An 18,386-nucleotide genomic window follows, 5' to 3' on the forward strand; every position below is an offset into this window, starting at 1 on the left:
ATCAGCCGATCCCCGGCACGAGCCGGACGACGAGGTCGATGAGGAAGATGCCGACGAACGGGACGACGACGCCGCCGAGCCCGTAGACGAGCAGGTTGCGGCGCAGGAGCCGGTCGGACGTCGACGGCCGGAAGCGCACCCCGCGCAGGGCGAGCGGGATCAGCGCGACGATGATCAACGCGTTGAAGACGACCGCCGAGAGGATCGCCGACTGCGGGGTGGCGAGCTGCATGACGTTGAGCGCGGCGAGCTGCGGGAAGATCGCGAGGAACATCGCGGGCAGGATCGCGAAGTACTTCGCGAGGTCGTTGGCCAGCGAGAACGTGGTCAGCGCACCCCGGGTGATGAGCATCTGCTTGCCCACCTCGACGACCCCGATGAGCTTGGTGGGGTCCGAGTCGAGGTCGACCATGTTGCCGGCCTCCTTGGCCGCGGTCGTCCCCGAGTTCATGACGACGCCCACGTCGGCCTGCGCCAGCGCGGGCGCGTCGTTGGTGCCGTCGCCGGTCATGGCGACCATGCGCCCGCCGGCCTGCTCCTGGCGGATGAGCGCGAGCTTGTCCTCCGGAGTGGACTCGGCCAGGAAGTCGTCGACGCCCGACTCGGCAGCGATGGCGCGCGCCGTCACCGGGTTGTCGCCGGTGATCATCACGGTCTTGATGCCCATCGTGCGCAGCTCGGCGAACCGCTCCGCGATCCCGGGCTTGACGACGTCCGACAGCTCGACGACCCCGAGCGCCCGGCCATCGTCGGCGACCACCAGCGGCGTGCCGCCGCGCTCGGCGACCTCCGTCGAGATCGCCTCGAGGCGGGCGCGGTCGGTGTCGTCCCCGAGCCAAGCGAGGACCGCCGACGTGGCGCCCTTGCGCACCTCGCGCCCCTCGATGCTCACCCCCGACATGCGGGTGGTGGCGCTGAAGGGGACGAACTCGGCCGCGGCCTCGCGGGCATCGGCCTCGGCGGGGAGGTCGTGCTGCTCGGCGCACAGCGCGACGATCGAGCGCCCCTCCGGGGTGGTGTCCGCGAGGCTCGCGAGCCGGGCGGCCCGCGCCAGCTCGAGGGCCTCCACCCCGTCGAGGGGGTGGAGAGCCGTCGCGCGACGGTTGCCGTAGGTGATCGTCCCGGTCTTGTCGAGCAGGAGCGTCGACACGTCACCGGCGGCCTCGACCGCGCGGCCCGAGGTGGCGAGGACGTTGCGCTGCACCATCCGGTCCATGCCCGCGATGCCGATCGCGGAGAGCAGCGCGCCGATCGTCGTCGGGATCAGGCACACGAGCAGGGCGACGAGCACCACCAGCGACTGCTGCCCGCCCGAGTACGCCGCCATCGGCTGCAGCGTCACGACGGCCAGCAGGAACACGATCGTCAGCGCGGAGAGCAGGATCGTCAGGGCGATCTCGTTCGGCGTCTTCTGCCGCTGCGCGCCCTCGACCAGCGCGATCATCCGGTCGACGAACGACTCGCCCGGCTTCGCGGTGATCCGCACGACGATCCGGTCCGACAGCACCGTCGTGCCGCCGGTGACGGAGGAGAAGTCCCCGCCGGACTCCCGGACCACGGGCGCGGACTCGCCGGTGATCGCGGACTCGTCGACCGTCGCGATGCCCTCCACGATCTCGCCGTCGCCCGGGATGACCTGCCCGGCCTCGACGACGACGCGGTCCCCGACCTGTAGATCCGCGGCCGGCAGCGTCGCGCCGTCCTCCCGGTACGCGACGGTGTCGGTGCGTGTGGCGCGCAGCGCGTCGGCCTGGGCGCGTCCGCGGCCCTCGGCGACCGCCTCGGCCAGGTTCGCGAAGACCACGGTGAACCACAGCCAGATCGCGATGAGCCAGGCGAACACGCTGGGGTCGACGATCGCCGCCACGGTGACGACGATCGACCCGACCCACACCACGAACATGACCGGGTTGCGGACCTGGTGGCGCGGGTCGAGCTTGCGCAGCGCGGTGGGCAGCGACTCGAGGAGCTGCGCGGGGCGGAAGGCCCCGGCGCCGACGGCGCGACCGGTGCGGGAGGCGTGGAGCTCCTCGGCCTCGGCCGGCGGGCGCGGGGTGTGGACGGTGGGGGCGGTCATGCCAGTCCCTCCGCGAGGGGGCTCAGGGCGAGGGCCGGGAGGAAGGTGATCGCCGCGACCAGCACGATCGTGCCGGCGACGAGCACCGAGAACAGGGGCGTGCCGGTCGAGAGCGTCCCGGACGAGGGAGCGAGCCGCGGTTGGCGGGCGAGCAGCCCGGCCAGGGCGAGCACGGCGACGATCGGCAGGAAGCGGCCGAGCAGCATCGCGACCCCGAGCGTGGTCTGGAAGAACCCGCTCGTGACCGTCAGCCCGGCGAACGCCGAGCCGTTGTTGTTCGACGCGGAGGCGTAGGCGTACACGACCTCCGACAGGCCGTGCGGCCCGGAGTTGGTCATCGCGTCGGCGGTGGACGGCAGGGCGATCGCGAGCCCGGTGCCGAGGAGCACGAGCGCGGGCATCGTCAGCACCACGACCACCGCGCACGTCACCTCGCGGCGCCCGAGGCGCTTGCCGAGGTACTCCGGGGTGCGCCCGACCATGAGCCCGGCGAGGAACACCGCGACGATCGCGACGACGAGGATCGAGTAGAGCCCCGTCCCGACGCCACCCGGCGTCATCTCCGAGAACAGCATGTTCAGCATCGCCCCGCCACCGCCGAAGGCGGAGAAGCTGTCGTGCAGCGAGTTGACCGCACCCGTCGAGGTGCCCGTGGTCGAGTTGGCGAACAGCGCGGACCCGGGGATGCCGAACCGGACCTCCTTGCCCTCGAGGTTGGCCCCGGCGAAGGACGCGCTGCGCGCATCGGCGGTCCAGATCACCGCGAGCATCGCCGCCCAGAGCCCGGCCATCACCGCCAGCAGCGAGACGCCTTGGCGCATCGAGCCGACCATGCGGCCGAACGTCCGCGTCAGCGACACCGGGATCAGCAGCAACAGGAAGATCTCTAGCAGGTTCGAGATCGGGTTCGGGTTCTCGAACGGGTGCGCGGAGTTGGCGTTGAAGATGCCGCCGCCGTTGGTCCCGAGCTCCTTGATCGACTCCTGGGAGGCGGCCGGGGCGAGCGCGATCGTCGACGGCCGTCCGTCCGGGCCGACGACGTCGACGCCCGCCCGCAGGCTCATGACGACGCCCGTGGCGACGAGCGCGACGGCGGCGACCGCGGCGATGGGCAGCAGAATCCGCGTGCACCCGCGGACGATGTCGACCCACGCGTTGCCGAGCCGGTCGGTGCGGCTGCGCACGAACCCGCGGACCAGGGCGACGGCGACCGCCATGCCGACCGCCGCCGAGACGAAGTTCTGCACGGTCAGGCCGACCATCTGGACGGTGTGCCCCATGACCGTCTCGGGCACGTAGGACTGCCAGTTGGTGTTGGTGACGAACGAGATCGCGGTGTTGAACGCGATCCCCGGCTCGACAGCCCCGCGGTCGAACGACCACGGCAGCAGCGTCTGGAGGCGCTGCAGCAGGTAGAACAGGACGACCCCGGCGAACGAGAACGCGAGGACTGCGACGGCGTAGGTGCTCGCCCGCTGCTCGGAGCGGGAATCGACGCGCGCGATTCGGTAGACGAGCCGCTCCACGCCCCAGTCGCCGTCGTCGGTGTAGACGCGGGCCATCCAGTCCCCGAGCGGACGCCAGGCCGCCGCGAGGAGCACGAGCAGGACCACGACCTGCAGGAGGCCGGCCATCAGAACTTCTCCGGGCGCAGCAGGGCGATCGCGAGGTAGATCAGCAGGCCGAGGGCGATCACGGCCCCCACCACGTTCGCGATCACAACCGGTCCAGCCCGCGGACGGCGAGCAGCAGGCCCGCGAAGACCGCGATCACCACGCCCGCGAAGAGGAGGTCGAGCACCGGGTTCCCTTCGGTCGCGGCGCCGCGCCGTCGCGGCGCGCCGACCGTCGAGGTTCCGCGCGATCACGGCCCACGGGGGCCGCGTTGACGCGTCGTTGACGCCGCGGGGTCCGGTTTTCACGCCCTCGCCCCGGCGTGTGATCGGCGGCATGCTGGGGCCCGTGAGTGAGCCCACGGAGCGGTGGCTGGCGATCCTGCTGTTCGACGGCGTCGAGGAGCTCGACGCGATCGGGCCCTGGGAGGTCCTGGCCTTCTGGACGGCGAACTTCCCGGACGACGGCTACCGGGTGACGACGTTCTCGGAGACCGGCGAGCCGGTGCGGTGCGCGAAGGGGCTCACGGTCGTCCCGGACCGGGCGACGGCCGACCTGCCGGCCGTCGAGATCCTCCTGCACCCCGGGGGCCGGGGCACGCGGCCACTGATGCGGGACGCCGCGCACCTCGAGCAGGTCAAGCGGTGGCGGGCGGAGGTGCCGCTGATGACCAGCGTCTGCACCGGCTCGCTCGTGTTCGCCGCCGCGGGCCTGCTCGCCGGGCGGCCCGCGACCACGCACCACGCGTCACTCGACGTCCTCGGCGAGACCGACCCGAGCATCGAGGTCCGCCGCGACGACCGCTTCGTCGACGACGGCGACGTCGTGACCAGCTCCGGGGTCTCGGCCGGCATCGACATGGCGCTGCACCTCGTCGCGCGGCTGGTGAGCCCCGAGCGCGCCCGCCAGGTTCGGCGGGGCATCCAGTACGACCCGGAGCCGCCCGTCTGATCACCCGGTCAGGCCCCGCAGTACGTCCATCGCGTCGTCGCGCCGCTCCCAGGGCACGAACAGGTGGTCGTGGTGGAAGCCCGCGACGGCGTTGGTGCTGATCCCGGCGTCGGAGAGGGCGCGGGCGATCGCGGCGAGGAAGCCGACGGCCTCGAGCGCGGAGTGCACGCGCAGGGTGATGCCCGCGCAGGGGAACTCGCCGGCGAGCCCGTAGGTGTCGGCGTCGCCGGCGGTCACGACCGCGGAGACCCCCTCGTCCTCGCGGATCGTCGCCAGCGGGTCGAGGCCCGGGGGCAGGGCCGTCACCGTCACCCAGACGTAGCGCTCGGGGTGCAGGAGGGGCGCCATGCCCGCGAGCAGGCGGTCGAGGTCGGTGTCACCGCGCACGGAGGCCATCGTGCCCCGGACACACGAAGGACCCCGGGCGAGGCCCGGGGTCCTTCGGTGAACGGCGTCAGACCCGCTGCACCTCGACGAGGTCCGCGTAGACGATGACGTTCGAGCGGTAGTGCCGGGCCGCCTGGTCGAAGTCCCCACCGCAGGTGATGAGCCGCAGCTGGGGATTGGCGGTGTCGTTGTAGACCGCGTCGGTCGGGAACGAGTCCTTCGGGATGGTCTCCACCCGCGACACCTCGAACACGGCCCGCTGGCCGTCGGCACGGTCGACGAACACCTGGGCGCCGGCGACCACCTCGTTCAGCTTGTTGAAGATGCCGGGCTGACCGCCGCCGTTGACGTGCCCGAGGATGATGCTCGGCCCCATCTCGCCGGGCGTCGGGCTCTGGTCGAACCACGACGCCTGCATCGGCTGGGACACCGGCGGCACCGCGAGGCTGCCGTTCTCCTGCAGCCCCGTCGGCACGAGGCTCGACTCCGCCGAGATCGACGGCACCGTGACACGGGTCGGGTTCGACGCCGCCAGCGGGTCGGGCGAGGAGAACGCCGACGGGCCGGACGAGTTCGCCCCGACGATCAGGGCCAGCAGAACCAGGATCACGACCAGGCCGATCGAGATGTTGGTCATCGACGGCCCGGACTTGACGTCCTTGTCGGCCTTCTCGGTGGTGGCCATGGTCAGTTGCCCGTGTCCACGCCGCCGGACGGGACGCGCTTGACCTGCGTCGCGTACACCTCGCCGACCGGGCGGTAGTTGTACCAGTAGTGGCTCACCGAGCTGTTGAAGTAGCAGACGGTGCGGGCGTGGCCGTAGGCGTAGTAGCCGCCGTGGTCGTAGCTCGAGTCGTAGTCGTCACCCTCGTCGGTGGTGGTGAGGGTGGCTTCGCTGCGGTCGAGGTCGGCGTCGGTCTGGCCCGGGGTGCTCGAGTCCGAGTCCGCGGCGGACCGGAGGTTCAGCACGCCGCTGAGACCGCCGGACGGGATCGAGGAGACGGAGCCGCCACCGGAGGGCACCGACGAGGTGCCGGGGGAACCGCCACCGAGCGAGGGCACGGAGATGGTGCCGCCGCCGGTGTCGGCGCCCGTGCCGTCGGTGCCGTCGGTGCCGTCGGTGCCGTCGGTGCCGTCCAGGACGTCATCGAGAGGGGTGTCCGCGGCCGGGTCGGTGGCGGTGTCGAGGACGTCGTCCAGCGGGGTGTCGGCGGCCGGGTCGGTCACCGTGTCCACCGCATCGGCCACCGGGTCGGTCACGGGGTCGGTGCCCGGGTCGAGGACGGGATCGAGGACGGGGTCGATCGGGTTGGCGTCGGTGTCGGTCGCGTCGGTGCTGTCCGTCGAGCTGTCGGTGCTGTCGTCGCTGCTGCCGTCGCGGTGGGGCGGGTGGTACGTCGACACCGAGACGCAGGTGTTGCTCGAGTAGTAGTCGGTCGCGGACGCCGAGCCCACGCCGAGCGACCCGATGAGCAGGACCCCGGCCCCGAGCACCAGGAACCGGCGTCCCTTCTCCTGACTGATCATGCCTCTCTCCGTCCCCGGCCCTCGCCGGCCCGATCCCTGCACTGACCCGTCGCCCCGTCGACGTAGTCCGTGTCGGGAGTCACCCGTTCGTTGTTACTCGCTGGAAGCATCGTGACGAAAGCGTTAGCTCAGGCGTCGGACAGCGCCTTCGTTCCTGGTGCGGCATGGCGCTCCGACGACTGGTCGATGCCCTCGTCCTCCACGGCGGCGACCACGGTCGGCTCCGCCGCGATCTCCGCGGGCTCCCTGGCCTCCGGTAGGTCCGTGCGCTCGACGCCGGCCGGGGGCTGCGGCGTGAGCGGCGCCGGCGGCTCCTCGCGACGGCGGCGTCGCCGGAGCCGCGCGACCCGGTCGGGCACCCAGCGCAGGACCTGCTCGGCCCGCTCCGGCGGGAGGAAGGCGAGGTACAGGGTCACGATGGTCATGCTGAAGAAGCCGACGGCCAGGGTGAGCTCGATCGACAGGTGCAGGAGCACACCGATCGCCAGCACGTAGGGCCGTGCCACCTTGTTCCACACCAGCACGCCGACGGCGAGCTCCCCGGCGAGCGTGCCGTAGGTCGCGAGCTGGGCGAGCACCAGCGAGTCCGTGGCGAACGACGGCACCGGGAAGCGGGTGACCTCCCCGATCCGGACCGCGTACGACACCGCCGTGCCGTCGCGCCAGTGCGCGCCGCCCGCCTTCTCCCAGACGGTGGAGATGTAGATGACGCTGAGCTGGATCTGCGCCAGGCGCAGGGCCCACGGCGCGCGGCGGGGGAAGCTCCAGAGCGCGCGGTCACGGCGCCACCGGTCGACCGACACCGCGGACCCGGCCGGCATGAGCAGCACGTAGAACGAGACGATCCGCAGCAGCGCGTCGCCCGCGTTGAAGGCGAGCGGGGCCGAGCGGGTCACCGACATCATCACGACGAAGACGACGAGGGCCGCCAGCCTCGTGCGGAACCCGACGGCGAGCGCCACGGCGGCGAGCAGCCCGAGCGACCACAGCACCCAGATCGCCGGCGTGCCCAGGACGAGGCTGAACATCGTCCAGCTGCCGAACGGCAGGTCGCGGGCCGTGATGACACCGCGCTCGCCGAAGAACGGTTCGAGCACCGGGACGAGCGACAGCATCCAGAGGGTCGCCAGGACACCGAAGACGATGCGGATGACCTCGACCGGCGCCGTCGACCGCGGCGCGAACCAGAACCGGTTCCAGCCTGCGCGGGCCCGCGCCCACCGGGCGGTCATCGCCGGCTCGCCGGGGTCGTGAAGAACGGGATCTCCCGCCACTCGCCCGCGTCGGGACCCGGACCGGGGGGCAGGTTCTGCCGGGTGTGGCGGAGCAGCGTCACGCGCACCGGTTCGTGCCCGGCGGCGCGGTCCTGGTCGGCGATCCAGCCCGCGAACGCGATCCGCTCACGCTCGGCGCCGCGCTTGCGCCACATCTGCTCGGCGTACTTGCGCCAGCGGTAGTCCCAGTACTCCGCGATCCCGACGCCGCCCTCCATCGGGTAGACGCCGACGGTGCCGTCCGCCCGGTCGACGCGCGCCACGACCAGGTTGGTGGTGGTCGGCGGGCTGGGGGAGAACACGCCCCACCCCTGGTCGACCCCGGACGCGAGCAGGAACGGTCGGGTGATGTCACGCAGCTCCTCGCGGAGCTGGGACTTCGGGGCGACGCTCGCGAGCATGCCCAGGAGGACGAGCACGATGAGCACGGAGATGCCGAGCCGCTTCTGGCGGCTCAGGGTCTCCGGCGCCTCGGCCTCGTCCGGGTCACCGGACCCTGGTGGCGGGCTGTCCGTCTCCTGGGTCGTCGTCACGTCGTCCCCCGAACTCTCGATCTGGGTGCTCGCTCTCACACATCGGCGCCACGCGCTGAGCGTTACGGAGCAGGCAACTAAGCCCGTCGCGGGCGGCGCCGCACCGGCGCGTGGAGGACGTCGACGAGACCACCCAGCACGACATCTCAGCAATCGATGAGGTGTCGGGGCTACGGTGTCGGCGTGCTCGCGCGCCAGGGACACCGGCTCGTCGCCCTGCTCGTGCTGCTGGCGGGGGCGGTCGTGCTCGGGGTCCCGGCGGCCGGGGCGCACGAGTCGACGCCCACCGGCGTCACCCGCCTCGAGCTCGACCTCGGGTCCCGGGCGCTCGCGCTGACGATCATCGCTCCGCCCGAGGGCGCGGGACGCCTGCCGGTGGTGGTGCTGCCGCGTGCGGACGCCCCGCCCGGCGAGGTCACGCTCGCCGCCGTCCGTCCGGGCGCCGCTGCCGTCGACGCCGTCGCCGTGCCCGCGGCCCCGGTCGGGCAGCCGCACGAGGCCGCGCTCGCGGTCGACGGCCCCGGCGCGTGGGAGGTCCTCGTCGACGACGGGAGCACGCTCGCCCGGGTCCCGATCACCGTCGCCGCGCCCGCGGGCACGCCCGGCTGGGTGTGGGCGGTGCGGGTCGGTGCGCTGGTCGGGGTCGCCGCGCTGATCGCCGCGGTGAGCCCGGGCGTGCGCCGGCGACCCCGCCTCGCGATCGGTCTCGGGGCGGTGGCGCTGGTCGGCGTGACGGTGGCGGTGACGGCGGTGGCGACGGCCCCGAGCACCGCGATCACCGCGGCACCGACAGCCGCCGCCGTGCCCCCGATCGGCGGGCCCTCGGGCCACGCGGGCCACGCCGGCGCGGCCCCCGCCGCGGCCCCCGCCGCGACCCCCGCCGCCGTCCCCACCACCACCGGCAGCGTCGTGCTCACGGCCACCACCGCGTCGACGCCGGCCGCGGGCACCCCGGTGGACCTGCAGCTCGACCTCACCGACTCCGCCGGCGGCGCCGTCGTCGACGACCTCGCCGTCCACGACGACGCCCTCGTCCACCTCGCGGTGATCGGCCCCGACCGCCGCCTCGACCACGTCCACCCGGTCCGCGTCGCGCCCGGGCGCTACGTCGTGCGCCTGACGCCGGGCGCGGCCGGGCGCTACGGCGTGTTCGCCGAGATGGAGCGCGCGGGCGACGGCGGGCACCAGGTGGCGCGGACCGCGATCGACGTCGGCGGCCCCGCGCCCGCCGCGGCGGCGCCGTCGCCCGGACCGGGAGCACGTCAGGTCGAGGGGATGCAGGTCGACGTCACCGTGTCCGACGCCGTGGCCGGGCGCCCGACGCGGGTCGTGGCGCGGTTCGCCGAGAACGGCCGGCAGGTCACCGACCTGCAGGGATGGCTCGGGATGGCCGCGCACCTCATGCTGCTCGGGCCCGGCGTCGCCGGCGCGCCGGACCCCGGCGACCCGGCGTCGGCGTTCGGGCACGTCCACGACATGGGCCCTGCCACGACCGCCGGACCCGCCGGCACCTACGGGCCGGAGGTCGCCTTCGACCACACCTTCCCGCGCCCCGGCCGCCACCAGCTGTGGGTGCAGGTGCAGCGCGACTGGCGGATCGTCACGGTCCCGGTGACCGTCGACGTGGCGCCGGGGACGACACCGTCACCGTGACGGCGCGGCGACGTCCCGGTCGAGGCCCCAGGCGTGCGCCGCGGGGCGGAGTCCGCCTCAGGCGTACAGGGCCTCGGCGTTGCCGGCGAGGGTGAGCCGGCCGAGCTCGCCGTCGCCCATCGCCTCGGCCATGCGGGCGAGCTCGCCGGTCCGGTCGCCCCAGGGCTCGTCGCTGGCGAACAGCACGCGGTCGTGCCCGATGCCGCGGCGCTCGATCTCGGCGGCGAGCCAGCGGGGCGCGAAGCCGATGGCCCAGCTGGTGTCCGTGTAGACCTGCTTGCCGGCCGCGATCCAGTCGAAGAACCGGCCCCCGACGAGCTTGATGTGCCCGCTCATCCCGCCGCCGAGGTGCACGAGGTGCAGCTTGACGTCGTCGGCGTAGCGCTCGACGAGCTCGCCGACCTCGTCGATGTCCGACGCCGCGCCCGGCGAGGTGTGCACGTGCACGACGCGCCCGTGCTCGCGGGCTGCGTCGAAGATCGCCTCGAGCTGGGGGCGGCAGGCCTCGTCGGACGCCCGGCCGCCGAGCAGGAAGCTGATCTTGATGACGCGGACCTCGGGCTCGGCGGCGAGCCGCAGCGCGGCGGCCGTCTGCTCGGCGTCCTGCGGGCGCGGCGAGGCCCAGATGCCCGCCCGGACGCGCGGGTCCTTCTGCGCGGCCTCGAGGCAGAGCTCGTTGAGCGCGAACGAGGCGCTCGCGTCCGGCACGCCGTAGTTCGGGATGGCGACGGCCAGCTCGGTGCCCTCGGCGTCGAGGTCGGCGCGCAGGTCGTCGATCGTCGCCCGGGCGGTGACGTCGGGGTTCACCGGCGGCCCGCCGTAGAACGGGTAGGCCGGCAGGACGCCGAGGTGGCGGTGGGCGTCGTGCACGGCGCGGACGACTCGGTCGGCGAGGGCCATGCCGCGAGTCCAGCAAGCGTGTGTTGCCGGGTGGTTGCGTCCGGACTCCTGGCGTGTGACGCGGCTCGTGCTCCGGGACCACGCTGCTCGTGAGAGCGTGCCTGTCCGTGCGCACGGTGCAGGTGGTGGGGATCGGTCTGGGCGACCCGGGGCAGCTGACGCTCGACGCGGTCGAGGCGCTCGGCGGCGTGGACGTGGTGGTCCTGCTGCACAAGCCGGGACCGGCCGACGAGCTGACCGCGATCCGCGCGCGGATCGTCGAGCGCTTCGCGCCGCAGGCCCGCGTCGTCGAGCGCGACGACGCGGTGCGCGACCGCACGTCCCCGGACTACGAGGGCGCCACCGAGCGCTGGCGCGACGAGCGGGCCGCGCTCTACGAGCAGACGCTGCTCGACGAGGTGCCCGACGGCGGCTCGTGCGCGCTGCTCGTGTGGGGCGACCCGGCGATCTACGACGGCACGGTCGAGATGCTCCACCGCCTCGACGCCCGCGGCCGCGTGGCGCTCGACTGGCGGGTCGTGCCCGGGCTCGGCGCGCCGTCGGTGCTGGCCGCGGCGCACCGCACGACGCTGACCCGCACCGCCCGCGCCGCCACCATCACCCCGGCCCGCCGGGTGCTCGACGACAGCGTCGACTCGGGCGAGGCGGACCTCGTCGTCATGCTCGACGGCGCCCGCGACCACGGCCTGGCGCACCTGCCCGACGACGCCGAGGTCTACTGGGGTGCCTACGTCGGGACACCGGACGAGGTGCTGATCGCGGGCCGCGTCGGCGACGTCCGCGAGCGCATCCTGGCCGCGCGCGCCGAGCACCGGGAGCGCAAGGGCTGGCTCATGGACACCTACCTGGTGCGCCGGCGCTGATGGACCTCGAGCCGGTCTACCGCGCGTACCTGGACTGCCTGAACGAGCGCGCGTTCGACCGCCTCGGCGACTACGTGCACGACGCGCTCGCGTACAACGGCGCGGCGTTCACGCTCGACGACTACCGCGCGCTGCTGGTCGGGGACGTGGCGGCGATCCCGGACCTGCGGTTCGTGGCGGACCTGCTGGTCGTCGACGGCGAGCACGTGGCCTGCCGGCTGTGGTTCGACTGCACGCCGCGGGGCACCTTCCAGGGGCTGGCGGTCGACGGGCGCCGGGTCGCCTTCGCCGAGCACGTCTTCTACCGCTTCCGCGAGGGCCGGATCGCGCAGGTGTGGTCGGTGATCGACACCGACGCGGTGCGGGGCCAGCTCGGGCCCTGACCGAGCGCCTGCCTCAGCGCCGCAGCCCCGCCGCCGTCGACCCGCCGCGGACGCGCAGCCAGCGGACGAGGCCCTCGGCGCCGGACGCGACGGCCGCGTCGAGCGGCGTCTGGCCGAGGTGGTGATGGCAGCGGTTCAGCTGCGCGCCGTGCCGGAACAGGATCTCCACCGTGCTGAGGTGCCCGCCGCGGCAGGCGCTCCAGAACGCGAGGTCGACCTCGTCCCACCCCGGCGACGGCGAGACGTGCAGGAGCGCGACGACCGCCTCGTCGTCACCCACCGCCGCCGCGTCGACCAGGCCCGCGACGGAGCGGGCGGTCACGGCCCCCTCGACGTCCCCCACGAGGTCATTGTGGTTGCGCGCGACCGGCCGTGCTACTCGATCAACTCGTGGCCGCGCCCAGCGACCGCAGGTTCCAGCGCCCCGAGCCCCCGGTGAGCACCGCGAGGGTCAGCGGCGCGACGTCGACGCGCCACGCGGCGGCGGGGCCGGCGCCCAGGGCGTGGGCCACCGCGGCCCGCACGACGGGCGGGTCGACGACGGCGAGGCCCACGGTGCGGTCCTCGCGCGGCAGGGCGTCCATCCAGCTCCCGACGCGCGCGACGTGCGCCGCCAGCGACTCCCCGCCGGGCGGCGCCGCGTCGGGGTCGGTGAGCCAGGCCTGCAGCGCCGCCGGGTCCTCGGCGGCGAGGTCGGCGGGGGCGCGCCCGGCCCACGCGCCCGGGTCGGGGCCGGCGGGCGCCTCGCCGTCGGCCACCCGCCCCGGCAGCACCAACGTCGCGGTGCCCCGGCAGCGGGCGGACGGCGCGCACCACACCCGGGCGGGCTCCCCGAGCCGCCCGGCGAGCTCCGCGGCGGCGCGCCGTCCGCCGGTGTCGAGCGGCTCGTCGGCGGGGAAGCGGGCCTCGCGGGCGGCGGCGGTCGCGGCGTGGGCGAGCAGGTGCAGGCGCACGAGGCCCCTCTCGATCGGTCGGCCGCCGCCGACGGTGTCACGCCCTACCGGGCGGACAGCAGCGGGCCGGCGACCGCGGCGACGACGAGCCCGGGGACGCGGCCGGCGGGGATGAGCCAGCCGGCCGGGGACCACAGGAAGCACAGGGGTGACGTCGCCCCGCACGCCGCCGACACCAGGCCGGTGACGACCAGCCAGCGGGGCAGCGCGTCGGCGCCGCCGAGGACGAGCGCGGCGGTCAGGGCCGCGAAGCCGACCCCGTGCACCGGGCCCCCGGCGACGAACGCGCTCCGCGACAGCCGCAGGGCGGTGTCGTCGTCGACGTCGCGGACGGTCAGCGTGGTGGCGATGACCGCCGAGGTGGCCAGCGAGGCGGCGGCGATCGCTCCGCCGCCCACCGCGAGGGGTCGCCACCTCGGGGAACGGCGCGCGACCGTGCCGGCGAGCCGCGCGAGCGACAGCGCCGAGATCGCCTGGCCCGTGGCGCCGAGGCGGGCGGCGCGGCGACTGCCCCGGAAGTAGGTGCGGACCCGCGCGCCGGTGGCCCCGGGGCGGGGGTACGGGGCGTCGGCGAGGGCGATCGCGCCGCCGACGCCGCCGAGGAAGCTCACGCCGACGAGCGGCCCGGTCAGGTCCCTCATGAGCGCCCCCCGGTGAACGCGTCGCGGTGGGCGTCGAGCCAGTCGCCGAAGGTGCGGGCCGGGCGCCCGAGCACCTGCTCGACCGTCGGCAGGACCTCCACGCCGTCGCCGCCCTCGAGGGTGCGGGCGAGCGCGGCGTCGATGACGGCCTCGCGCATCCCGCTGCGGGCCATCCCCGCGCGGACCTGGTCGAGCGGCGGCTCGACCGCCCGCAGCGGCCGCCCGAGCAGGTCCGCGATCGCGGCGACCTCGTCGGCCGGGGTCATCGCCGCGGGTCCGGAGAGCCGGTGGACCGCGCCGTCGTGACGGCGGTCGGTGGCGGTGAGTGCGGCGGCTGCGACCGCGGCGATGTCGGCCGGGTCGATCGACGCGGCGGGGCGGTCGGCGAAGGGGACGCTGATGGCGTCGCCGCCGTCGAGCTGCCGGGCCCAGGCCAGCGCGTTCGACATGAACCGCCCCGGCCGCAGCAGGGTCCAGCGCAGGCCGCTCCCGGTCACCGCGCGCTCGACCCGCCGCCACCACGCGGCGAGGACGTCGTCGCCCTCGCCGCCGCTGAGCACCGACAGCAGCACGAGGTGCTCGACGCCGGCCCGCGCGGCGGCCTCGGCGAGCGCCGGGACGTGCGTGGGGCCGGCGTCCGGGTCGATGGCCTCGGCGGACACGAGGAATGCGCGCTCGACGCCGGCGAAGGCGGCGGCCAGCGATCGGGGGTCGTCGGCGTCCCCGCGGACCACCTCGACCCCGGCGGGGACGGCGAGGTCGTGCGGCTTGCGGGTCATGGCACGGGTGTGTCGGCCGTCGGCGGCGAGACGGGCGACCAGCTCGGCGCCGACGTGGCCGCTGGCGCCGGTGACCAGGACGGTGTCCTCCACGGCGGACTCCTTCGGGTGTCGTGGGGTCAGTGCTCGGTGCGGACGAGGACGGTGGTGACGAGGGCCGCGACCAGCAGGGCCGCGGCAGCGGCGCCGGCCGCGGTCGTGCTCCCGGCGACGAGGGCGTCGACCGACGGGCGGCTCCCGGCGGCGGTCGCACCGGCCGCGGCCACGGCGAGCGCGTTGAGCCCGGCCACGCCGAAGGAGCCGCCGAGCTGCTGGGCGGTGGAGACGACGGCGGCCGTCACGCCGGCGGCGGCGGGCCGCGCGCGGCTCGTCGCCAGGCTGATGACCGGGGTGAAGACGGCGCCGACGCCGACGCCGAGCAGCAGCTCGGCGGGCAGGACGCCGGACGCGTAGCCGCTGTGCGGGGTCAGGCGGGTCAGCAGGAGCAGGCCGGTCGCGGCGACGAGCAGGCCGGGGACCACGAGCGCCCGCGTCGGGACGCGCGCCATCACCCGGCCGGCGACCTGCGCGCCGACGAGCAGCGCCGCGGACAACGGCAGGAACGCGAGCCCCGTGCGCAGCGGCGAGAACCCGAGGACGACCTGCAGGAAGTAGGTCAGGACGAGGAACGCGCCGAGCACCCCGACCACGGAGAGCCCGAGGGTCAGGCACGAGCCGACGAGCACCCGGTCGGCCAGCACGGACAGTGGCAGCAACGGCTCCGGTGTCCGCGCCTCGTGGCGGACGAACGCGGCGAGCAGCGCGGCACCGGTGGCGAGCAGCCCGAGCGTCCACACGGCGGGCAGCGCGGCGGAGCAGCCCGCGACGAGCGCGACCAGCGCGGCGGTGACGAGCAGCGCGCCGCGCGTGTCCCACCGCCGGGGACCGCCGCCCTCGCCACGCGGGAGGAATCGCGCGCCCAGGGCGGTCACGACGACGATCGGCACGGCGAGGAACAGGCAGGCGCGCCACCCCACCGTCTCGGCCAGCAGCCCGCCGAGCACGAGCCCCACCGCGCCGCCCCCGCCCGCGACGGCGCCGAAGACCGCGAACGCCCGGCCGCGCTCGCGCGGGTCGGGGAAGCCCACCGACAGCAGCGCGAGCACGGTGGGCGCGAGCAGCGCGGCGAAGGCGCCCTGGAGGCCCCGGGCGACGGCCAGCCAGGGAAGGGCGGGCGCCAGCGCGGCGAGCGCCGAGGCGACGCCGAAGCCGGCGAGCCCGACGAGGAAGGTGCGGCGGCGACCGATGTGGTCGGCGATCCGGCCGCCGAGCAGCAGCGTCCCGCCGAGGACGGCGGTGTAGGCCGTGATCACCCAGTGGCGCTGGGCGTCGGGGAACCCCAGCTCGGCCTGCGCCGACGGCAGCGCGACGGTCACGACCGTCGCGTCGAGGGCGATCGTCAGCTGCGCCAGGGCGATCACGCCCAGGGCGATCCACCGACGGCGCGACAGTGCGCGCGTGGTGGCGGCGTCGTCGCGGACGGCGAGGGCTGCGCTCATCGGGACCTCCTCGGTTGCCGACGACGTTAGACATCTAAGAATTAGACGTCAATGCGTTGGATATCGAAGCGAGTACGCTGCGCCCATGCCCGACGCCTCCGGTCCGCCCGCCGTGCCGCCGCTCGGACTGCAGCTCGCGAGCACGGCGCGCGAGGTCAGCCGCGCCTTCGACGCCGCGCTCGCCGCCGCGGGCGGGTCGATGTCGACCTGGCTGGTGCTGCTCTCCCTGGTGACGGGCCACGCCGAGAGCCAGCGCGAGCTCGCCGCCGCGGTGGGCATCCAGGGCGCGACGCTGACCCACCACCTCAACGGGATGGAGGCGGCCGGTCTCGTCACCCGCCGCCGCGATCCGGCCAACCGGCGGGTGCACCTCGTCGAGCTCACCGACGCCGGCCGCGCCGCCTTCCTCCGGCTCCGCGACGTCGCGGTGGAGCACGACCGGCGCCTGCGGGCGGGCCTCGACCCCGACGACGAGGCCGCGGCCCGGCGGGTGCTCGACCGGCTCCGCGCGAACGTCGCCGCGGTCGAGGTCTCCTAGCTGCTCGTCCGCGTCTCGGGCACGAGGGCCACGACGACGGCGAGCAGCGCCAACCCGAGGACGGGCGCAGCGATGGTCCAGGGCGCGCGGTCGACGTAGGCGAGCGAGGCGGCGAGCACCGCGCCCCACTCCGGCGAGTCCGGCGGCGCGCCGAGCCCGAGGAAGCTCAGCGCGGCGATCCCGAGCGCGGCGTGCGGCACCCGCGCGAGCCCGTGGCGCACCACCGGTACCACGACCGCGGGCAGGACGTGGAGCCGCGCGACCCGCCCCGGCGACGCCCCGACCAGCACCGCCGCCCGCACGTACCCCGATGCGCGCGCCTCCGTCGCGAGCGTGCGGGCGTGGACTGCCAGCGGCACCCACCCGACGGCGGCGACGGCGACCGCGGCGCCGAGCAGCCCGGGCCCCGCGACCGCGGCCACGACCAGCCCGACGACGACCGGCGGCACGGCGTTGAGCACGTCCGCCACCCCTGCCCGCGCCGACCGCGCGCCGACGCCGACCGCGAGCCCGACGAGCACGCACACCGCCGTCACCGCGACCGCGGTCCCGACCGTGAGCAGCGCGCCGTGCGCCATCCGGGCCCACAGGTCGCGGCCCAGCGCGTCGGCGCCCAGCGGCACCGACCACGACGGCGGGGCGAGGCGGCGCTCAGTCACCGTGGTCGACGGGTCGCGCGGCAGGCCGGTGACGACGACGAGCGCGAGCACCCCGGCCCCGGCCCACGGCGCCCACGAGCGCGCCCGGCCCGACGTGTCGGGCACCCCGACCGCCACCTCCGCCCCCGCCCGCGCCGGCCCGAGCAGCGCCCGGTGCGCGAGCACCCCGACCCCGCCCAGCACGAGCCCGAGCAGCACGAGCACGGTCACCGCCGCCTGGGCCAGCGGCAGGTCCTGCGCGAGCACGGCGTCCAGCGCCAGCGAGCCGACCCCGGGGATGCCGAAGAGCTGCTCGACCGCCACCGCGCTCCCCAGCAGGCCCACCGTGAGCAGCGCGACCTGGGGCACCGCCGTCGCCACGGCCCGCCGGGCGACGCCGAGCGCGACCGTGGCCGGTGGGGTGCCCCACGAGCGCCAGGTGCGCACCCACGGCTCGGCGAGCGCCGACTCCGTCGCCGACGACAGCATCCGCGCCAGCAGCCCGCCCGCGGGCAGGCCGAGCGCGAGCGCCGGGAGGACGAGGTACGACGGGCCGGCGAACCCGGTGCTCGGCAGCAGCCCCCACGCCACCGCCACGACGGCGACGAGCACCGCACCGAGCACGATCTCGGGCACCGCACCCAGCACCGACGCCGCCACCGCGCTCCCGCGCCCGGCCGGGCCGCCCCGGTGCGCGGCGCGCCGGACGCCGGGGGCGAGCAGCGCCGTCGCGGTCACCGCGGCGACGACCACCGCGGCGAGCGCGAGCGTCAGCGACACCCCGAGCGCGGCGAGCACCGACGGCGTGACCGGGGCCCGCGACACCCACGAGACGCCGAGGTCGCCGGTGAGCGCCCCGCCCAGCCAGCCGACGGCGCCGGCCACGGGGTCGGCCGGCAGGTCGAGCTCGGCGCGCAGCGCATCGAGGGCGGCGGGGGAGAAGCCGCGCTCGGGGTAGCGCACGCGCAGCACCGCGGCGGCCGGGTCGTCGTCCCAGAGCCAGGGCAGCGCGGCGACGACCAGCGCGAGCACCACGACCGCGAGCACGGCGGTGAGCAGCGGCAGGAGCCGGCGCGCGGTGGTCACGCGCCCGCCCCGGCGTGTCCCGCGAGCGAGGTGGTGGCGATCCTGACCCTGG

20 protein-coding genes are annotated in these 18,386 nt (G+C 75.4%); 5 read left to right on the forward strand and 15 right to left on the reverse strand.

The genetic code is table 11. The features are described 5' to 3' along the window. Nucleotide 1: 1 nt before the first annotated feature. Genes kdpB through kdpF form a run of 3 tightly spaced genes read right to left on the reverse strand, consistent with a single transcriptional unit; the run spans nucleotide 2 to nucleotide 4,028 of the window. On the reverse strand, nucleotides 2–2,077 hold the full coding sequence (kdpB, locus tag PH190_RS06865) for a potassium-transporting ATPase subunit KdpB (protein ID WP_274230733.1): 2,076 nt from the start codon (nucleotides 2,075–2,077) through the stop codon (nucleotides 2–4). After that, nucleotides 2,074–3,711, reverse strand: a complete 1,638-nt coding sequence (kdpA, locus tag PH190_RS06870) for a potassium-transporting ATPase subunit KdpA (RefSeq protein ID WP_274230734.1) — start codon at nucleotides 3,709–3,711, stop codon at nucleotides 2,074–2,076. Before kdpA ends, kdpB begins: the two co-directional genes overlap by 4 nt. Next, nucleotides 3,711–4,028, reverse strand: a complete 318-nt coding sequence (kdpF, locus tag PH190_RS30735; protein ID WP_420791592.1) for a K(+)-transporting ATPase subunit F — start codon at nucleotides 4,026–4,028, stop codon at nucleotides 3,711–3,713. The genes kdpA and kdpF overlap by 1 nt, the downstream gene beginning before the upstream one ends. Before the next feature lie 10 nt (nucleotides 4,029–4,038). Here kdpF and PH190_RS06880 point away from each other — a divergent pair, with 10 nt between their 5' ends. Further along, entirely contained in the window at nucleotides 4,039–4,641 is a 603-nt protein-coding gene (locus PH190_RS06880; RefSeq protein WP_274230735.1) for a DJ-1/PfpI family protein, read from the forward strand. On the opposite strand, the gene PH190_RS06885 is transcribed toward PH190_RS06880, so the two are convergent. From PH190_RS06885 to PH190_RS06905, 5 genes are all read right to left on the reverse strand, one after another. Further along, nucleotides 4,642–5,028 carry an ACT domain-containing protein gene (locus tag PH190_RS06885; RefSeq protein ID WP_274230736.1) on the reverse strand — a complete coding sequence of 129 codons (387 nt, stop codon included), beginning with the start codon at nucleotides 5,026–5,028 and terminating at the stop codon, nucleotides 4,642–4,644. Between the two features lie 67 nt (nucleotides 5,029–5,095). Then, the gene (locus PH190_RS06890) at nucleotides 5,096–5,713 is read right to left on the reverse strand and encodes a class F sortase (RefSeq protein ID WP_274230737.1); all 618 of its coding nucleotides are present in this window, start codon (nucleotides 5,711–5,713) and stop codon (nucleotides 5,096–5,098) included. A 2-nt stretch (nucleotides 5,714–5,715) separates the two neighbouring features. Next, entirely contained in the window at nucleotides 5,716–6,555 is an 840-nt protein-coding gene (locus PH190_RS06895; protein WP_274230738.1) for a hypothetical protein, read from the reverse strand. 128 nt (nucleotides 6,556–6,683) lie between these two features. After that, nucleotides 6,684–7,787, reverse strand: coding sequence for an HTTM domain-containing protein (locus tag PH190_RS06900; protein ID WP_274230739.1), 1,104 nt, complete (start codon nucleotides 7,785–7,787; stop codon nucleotides 6,684–6,686). After that, nucleotides 7,784–8,362 carry a hypothetical protein gene (locus tag PH190_RS06905; protein ID WP_274230740.1) on the reverse strand — a complete coding sequence of 193 codons (579 nt, stop codon included), beginning with the start codon at nucleotides 8,360–8,362 and terminating at the stop codon, nucleotides 7,784–7,786. Before PH190_RS06905 ends, PH190_RS06900 begins: the two co-directional genes overlap by 4 nt. A 183-nt stretch (nucleotides 8,363–8,545) precedes the next feature. Here PH190_RS06905 and PH190_RS06910 point away from each other — a divergent pair, with 183 nt between their 5' ends. Continuing rightward, a complete protein-coding gene (locus tag PH190_RS06910) occupies nucleotides 8,546–10,015 on the forward strand; it encodes a hypothetical protein (protein ID WP_274230741.1) in 1,470 nt (489 codons plus the stop codon). A gap of 57 nt (nucleotides 10,016–10,072) precedes the next feature. Here the strand turns inward: PH190_RS06910 and PH190_RS06915 are convergent, their stop codons facing one another. Then, nucleotides 10,073–10,915 (reverse strand): amidohydrolase family protein, encoded by an 843-nt coding sequence (locus tag PH190_RS06915; RefSeq protein WP_274230742.1) that lies wholly within the window; start codon nucleotides 10,913–10,915, stop codon nucleotides 10,073–10,075. Nucleotides 10,916–11,022: 107 nt separating this feature from the next. Between PH190_RS06915 and cobF the strand changes: the two genes are divergently transcribed. Together cobF and PH190_RS06925 are read left to right on the forward strand one after the other, a co-directional pair. Further along, on the forward strand, nucleotides 11,023–11,778 hold the full coding sequence (gene cobF / locus PH190_RS06920; RefSeq protein WP_274230743.1) for a precorrin-6A synthase (deacetylating): 756 nt from the start codon (nucleotides 11,023–11,025) through the stop codon (nucleotides 11,776–11,778). Then, nucleotides 11,778–12,161 carry an ester cyclase gene (locus PH190_RS06925; RefSeq protein WP_274230744.1) on the forward strand — a complete coding sequence of 128 codons (384 nt, stop codon included), beginning with the start codon at nucleotides 11,778–11,780 and terminating at the stop codon, nucleotides 12,159–12,161. Before cobF ends, PH190_RS06925 begins: the two co-directional genes overlap by 1 nt. 13 nt (nucleotides 12,162–12,174) lie before the next feature. On the opposite strand, the gene PH190_RS06930 is transcribed toward PH190_RS06925, so the two are convergent. Genes PH190_RS06930 through PH190_RS06950 form a run of 5 tightly spaced genes read right to left on the reverse strand, consistent with a single transcriptional unit; the run spans nucleotide 12,175 to nucleotide 16,072 of the window. After that, nucleotides 12,175–12,504, reverse strand: coding sequence for an ankyrin repeat domain-containing protein (locus PH190_RS06930; RefSeq protein ID WP_274230745.1), 330 nt, complete (start codon nucleotides 12,502–12,504; stop codon nucleotides 12,175–12,177). A gap of 40 nt (nucleotides 12,505–12,544) precedes the next feature. After that, nucleotides 12,545–13,114 carry a histidine phosphatase family protein gene (locus PH190_RS06935; protein ID WP_274230746.1) on the reverse strand — a complete coding sequence of 190 codons (570 nt, stop codon included), beginning with the start codon at nucleotides 13,112–13,114 and terminating at the stop codon, nucleotides 12,545–12,547. 44 nt (nucleotides 13,115–13,158) lie between these two features. Next, complete coding sequence (locus PH190_RS06940; RefSeq protein WP_274230747.1) at nucleotides 13,159–13,755, reverse strand: hypothetical protein; 597 nt, start codon at nucleotides 13,753–13,755, stop codon at nucleotides 13,159–13,161. Then, entirely contained in the window at nucleotides 13,752–14,627 is an 876-nt protein-coding gene (locus PH190_RS06945) for an NAD(P)H-binding protein (protein ID WP_274230748.1), read from the reverse strand. The genes PH190_RS06940 and PH190_RS06945 overlap by 4 nt, the downstream gene beginning before the upstream one ends. Nucleotides 14,628–14,653: 26 nt before the next feature. Then, the gene (locus PH190_RS06950; protein WP_274230749.1) at nucleotides 14,654–16,072 is read right to left on the reverse strand and encodes an MFS transporter; all 1,419 of its coding nucleotides are present in this window, start codon (nucleotides 16,070–16,072) and stop codon (nucleotides 14,654–14,656) included. Between the two features lie 85 nt (nucleotides 16,073–16,157). Here PH190_RS06950 and PH190_RS06955 point away from each other — a divergent pair, with 85 nt between their 5' ends. Continuing rightward, nucleotides 16,158–16,610, forward strand: a complete 453-nt coding sequence (locus tag PH190_RS06955) for a MarR family winged helix-turn-helix transcriptional regulator (protein ID WP_274230750.1) — start codon at nucleotides 16,158–16,160, stop codon at nucleotides 16,608–16,610. Here PH190_RS06955 and PH190_RS06960 read toward each other — a convergent pair. Next, nucleotides 16,607–18,334 carry an ABC transporter permease subunit gene (locus PH190_RS06960; RefSeq protein ID WP_274230751.1) on the reverse strand — a complete coding sequence of 576 codons (1,728 nt, stop codon included), beginning with the start codon at nucleotides 18,332–18,334 and terminating at the stop codon, nucleotides 16,607–16,609. The two genes, PH190_RS06955 and PH190_RS06960, sit on opposite strands and share 4 nt — an antisense overlap. Between the last annotated feature and the right edge of the window lie 52 nt (nucleotides 18,335–18,386).

Origin of the sequence: Actinomycetospora straminea (genome assembly GCF_028737255.1) — a bacterium.
Classification (GTDB): Bacteria; Actinomycetota; Actinomycetes; order Mycobacteriales; family Pseudonocardiaceae; genus Actinomycetospora; species Actinomycetospora straminea.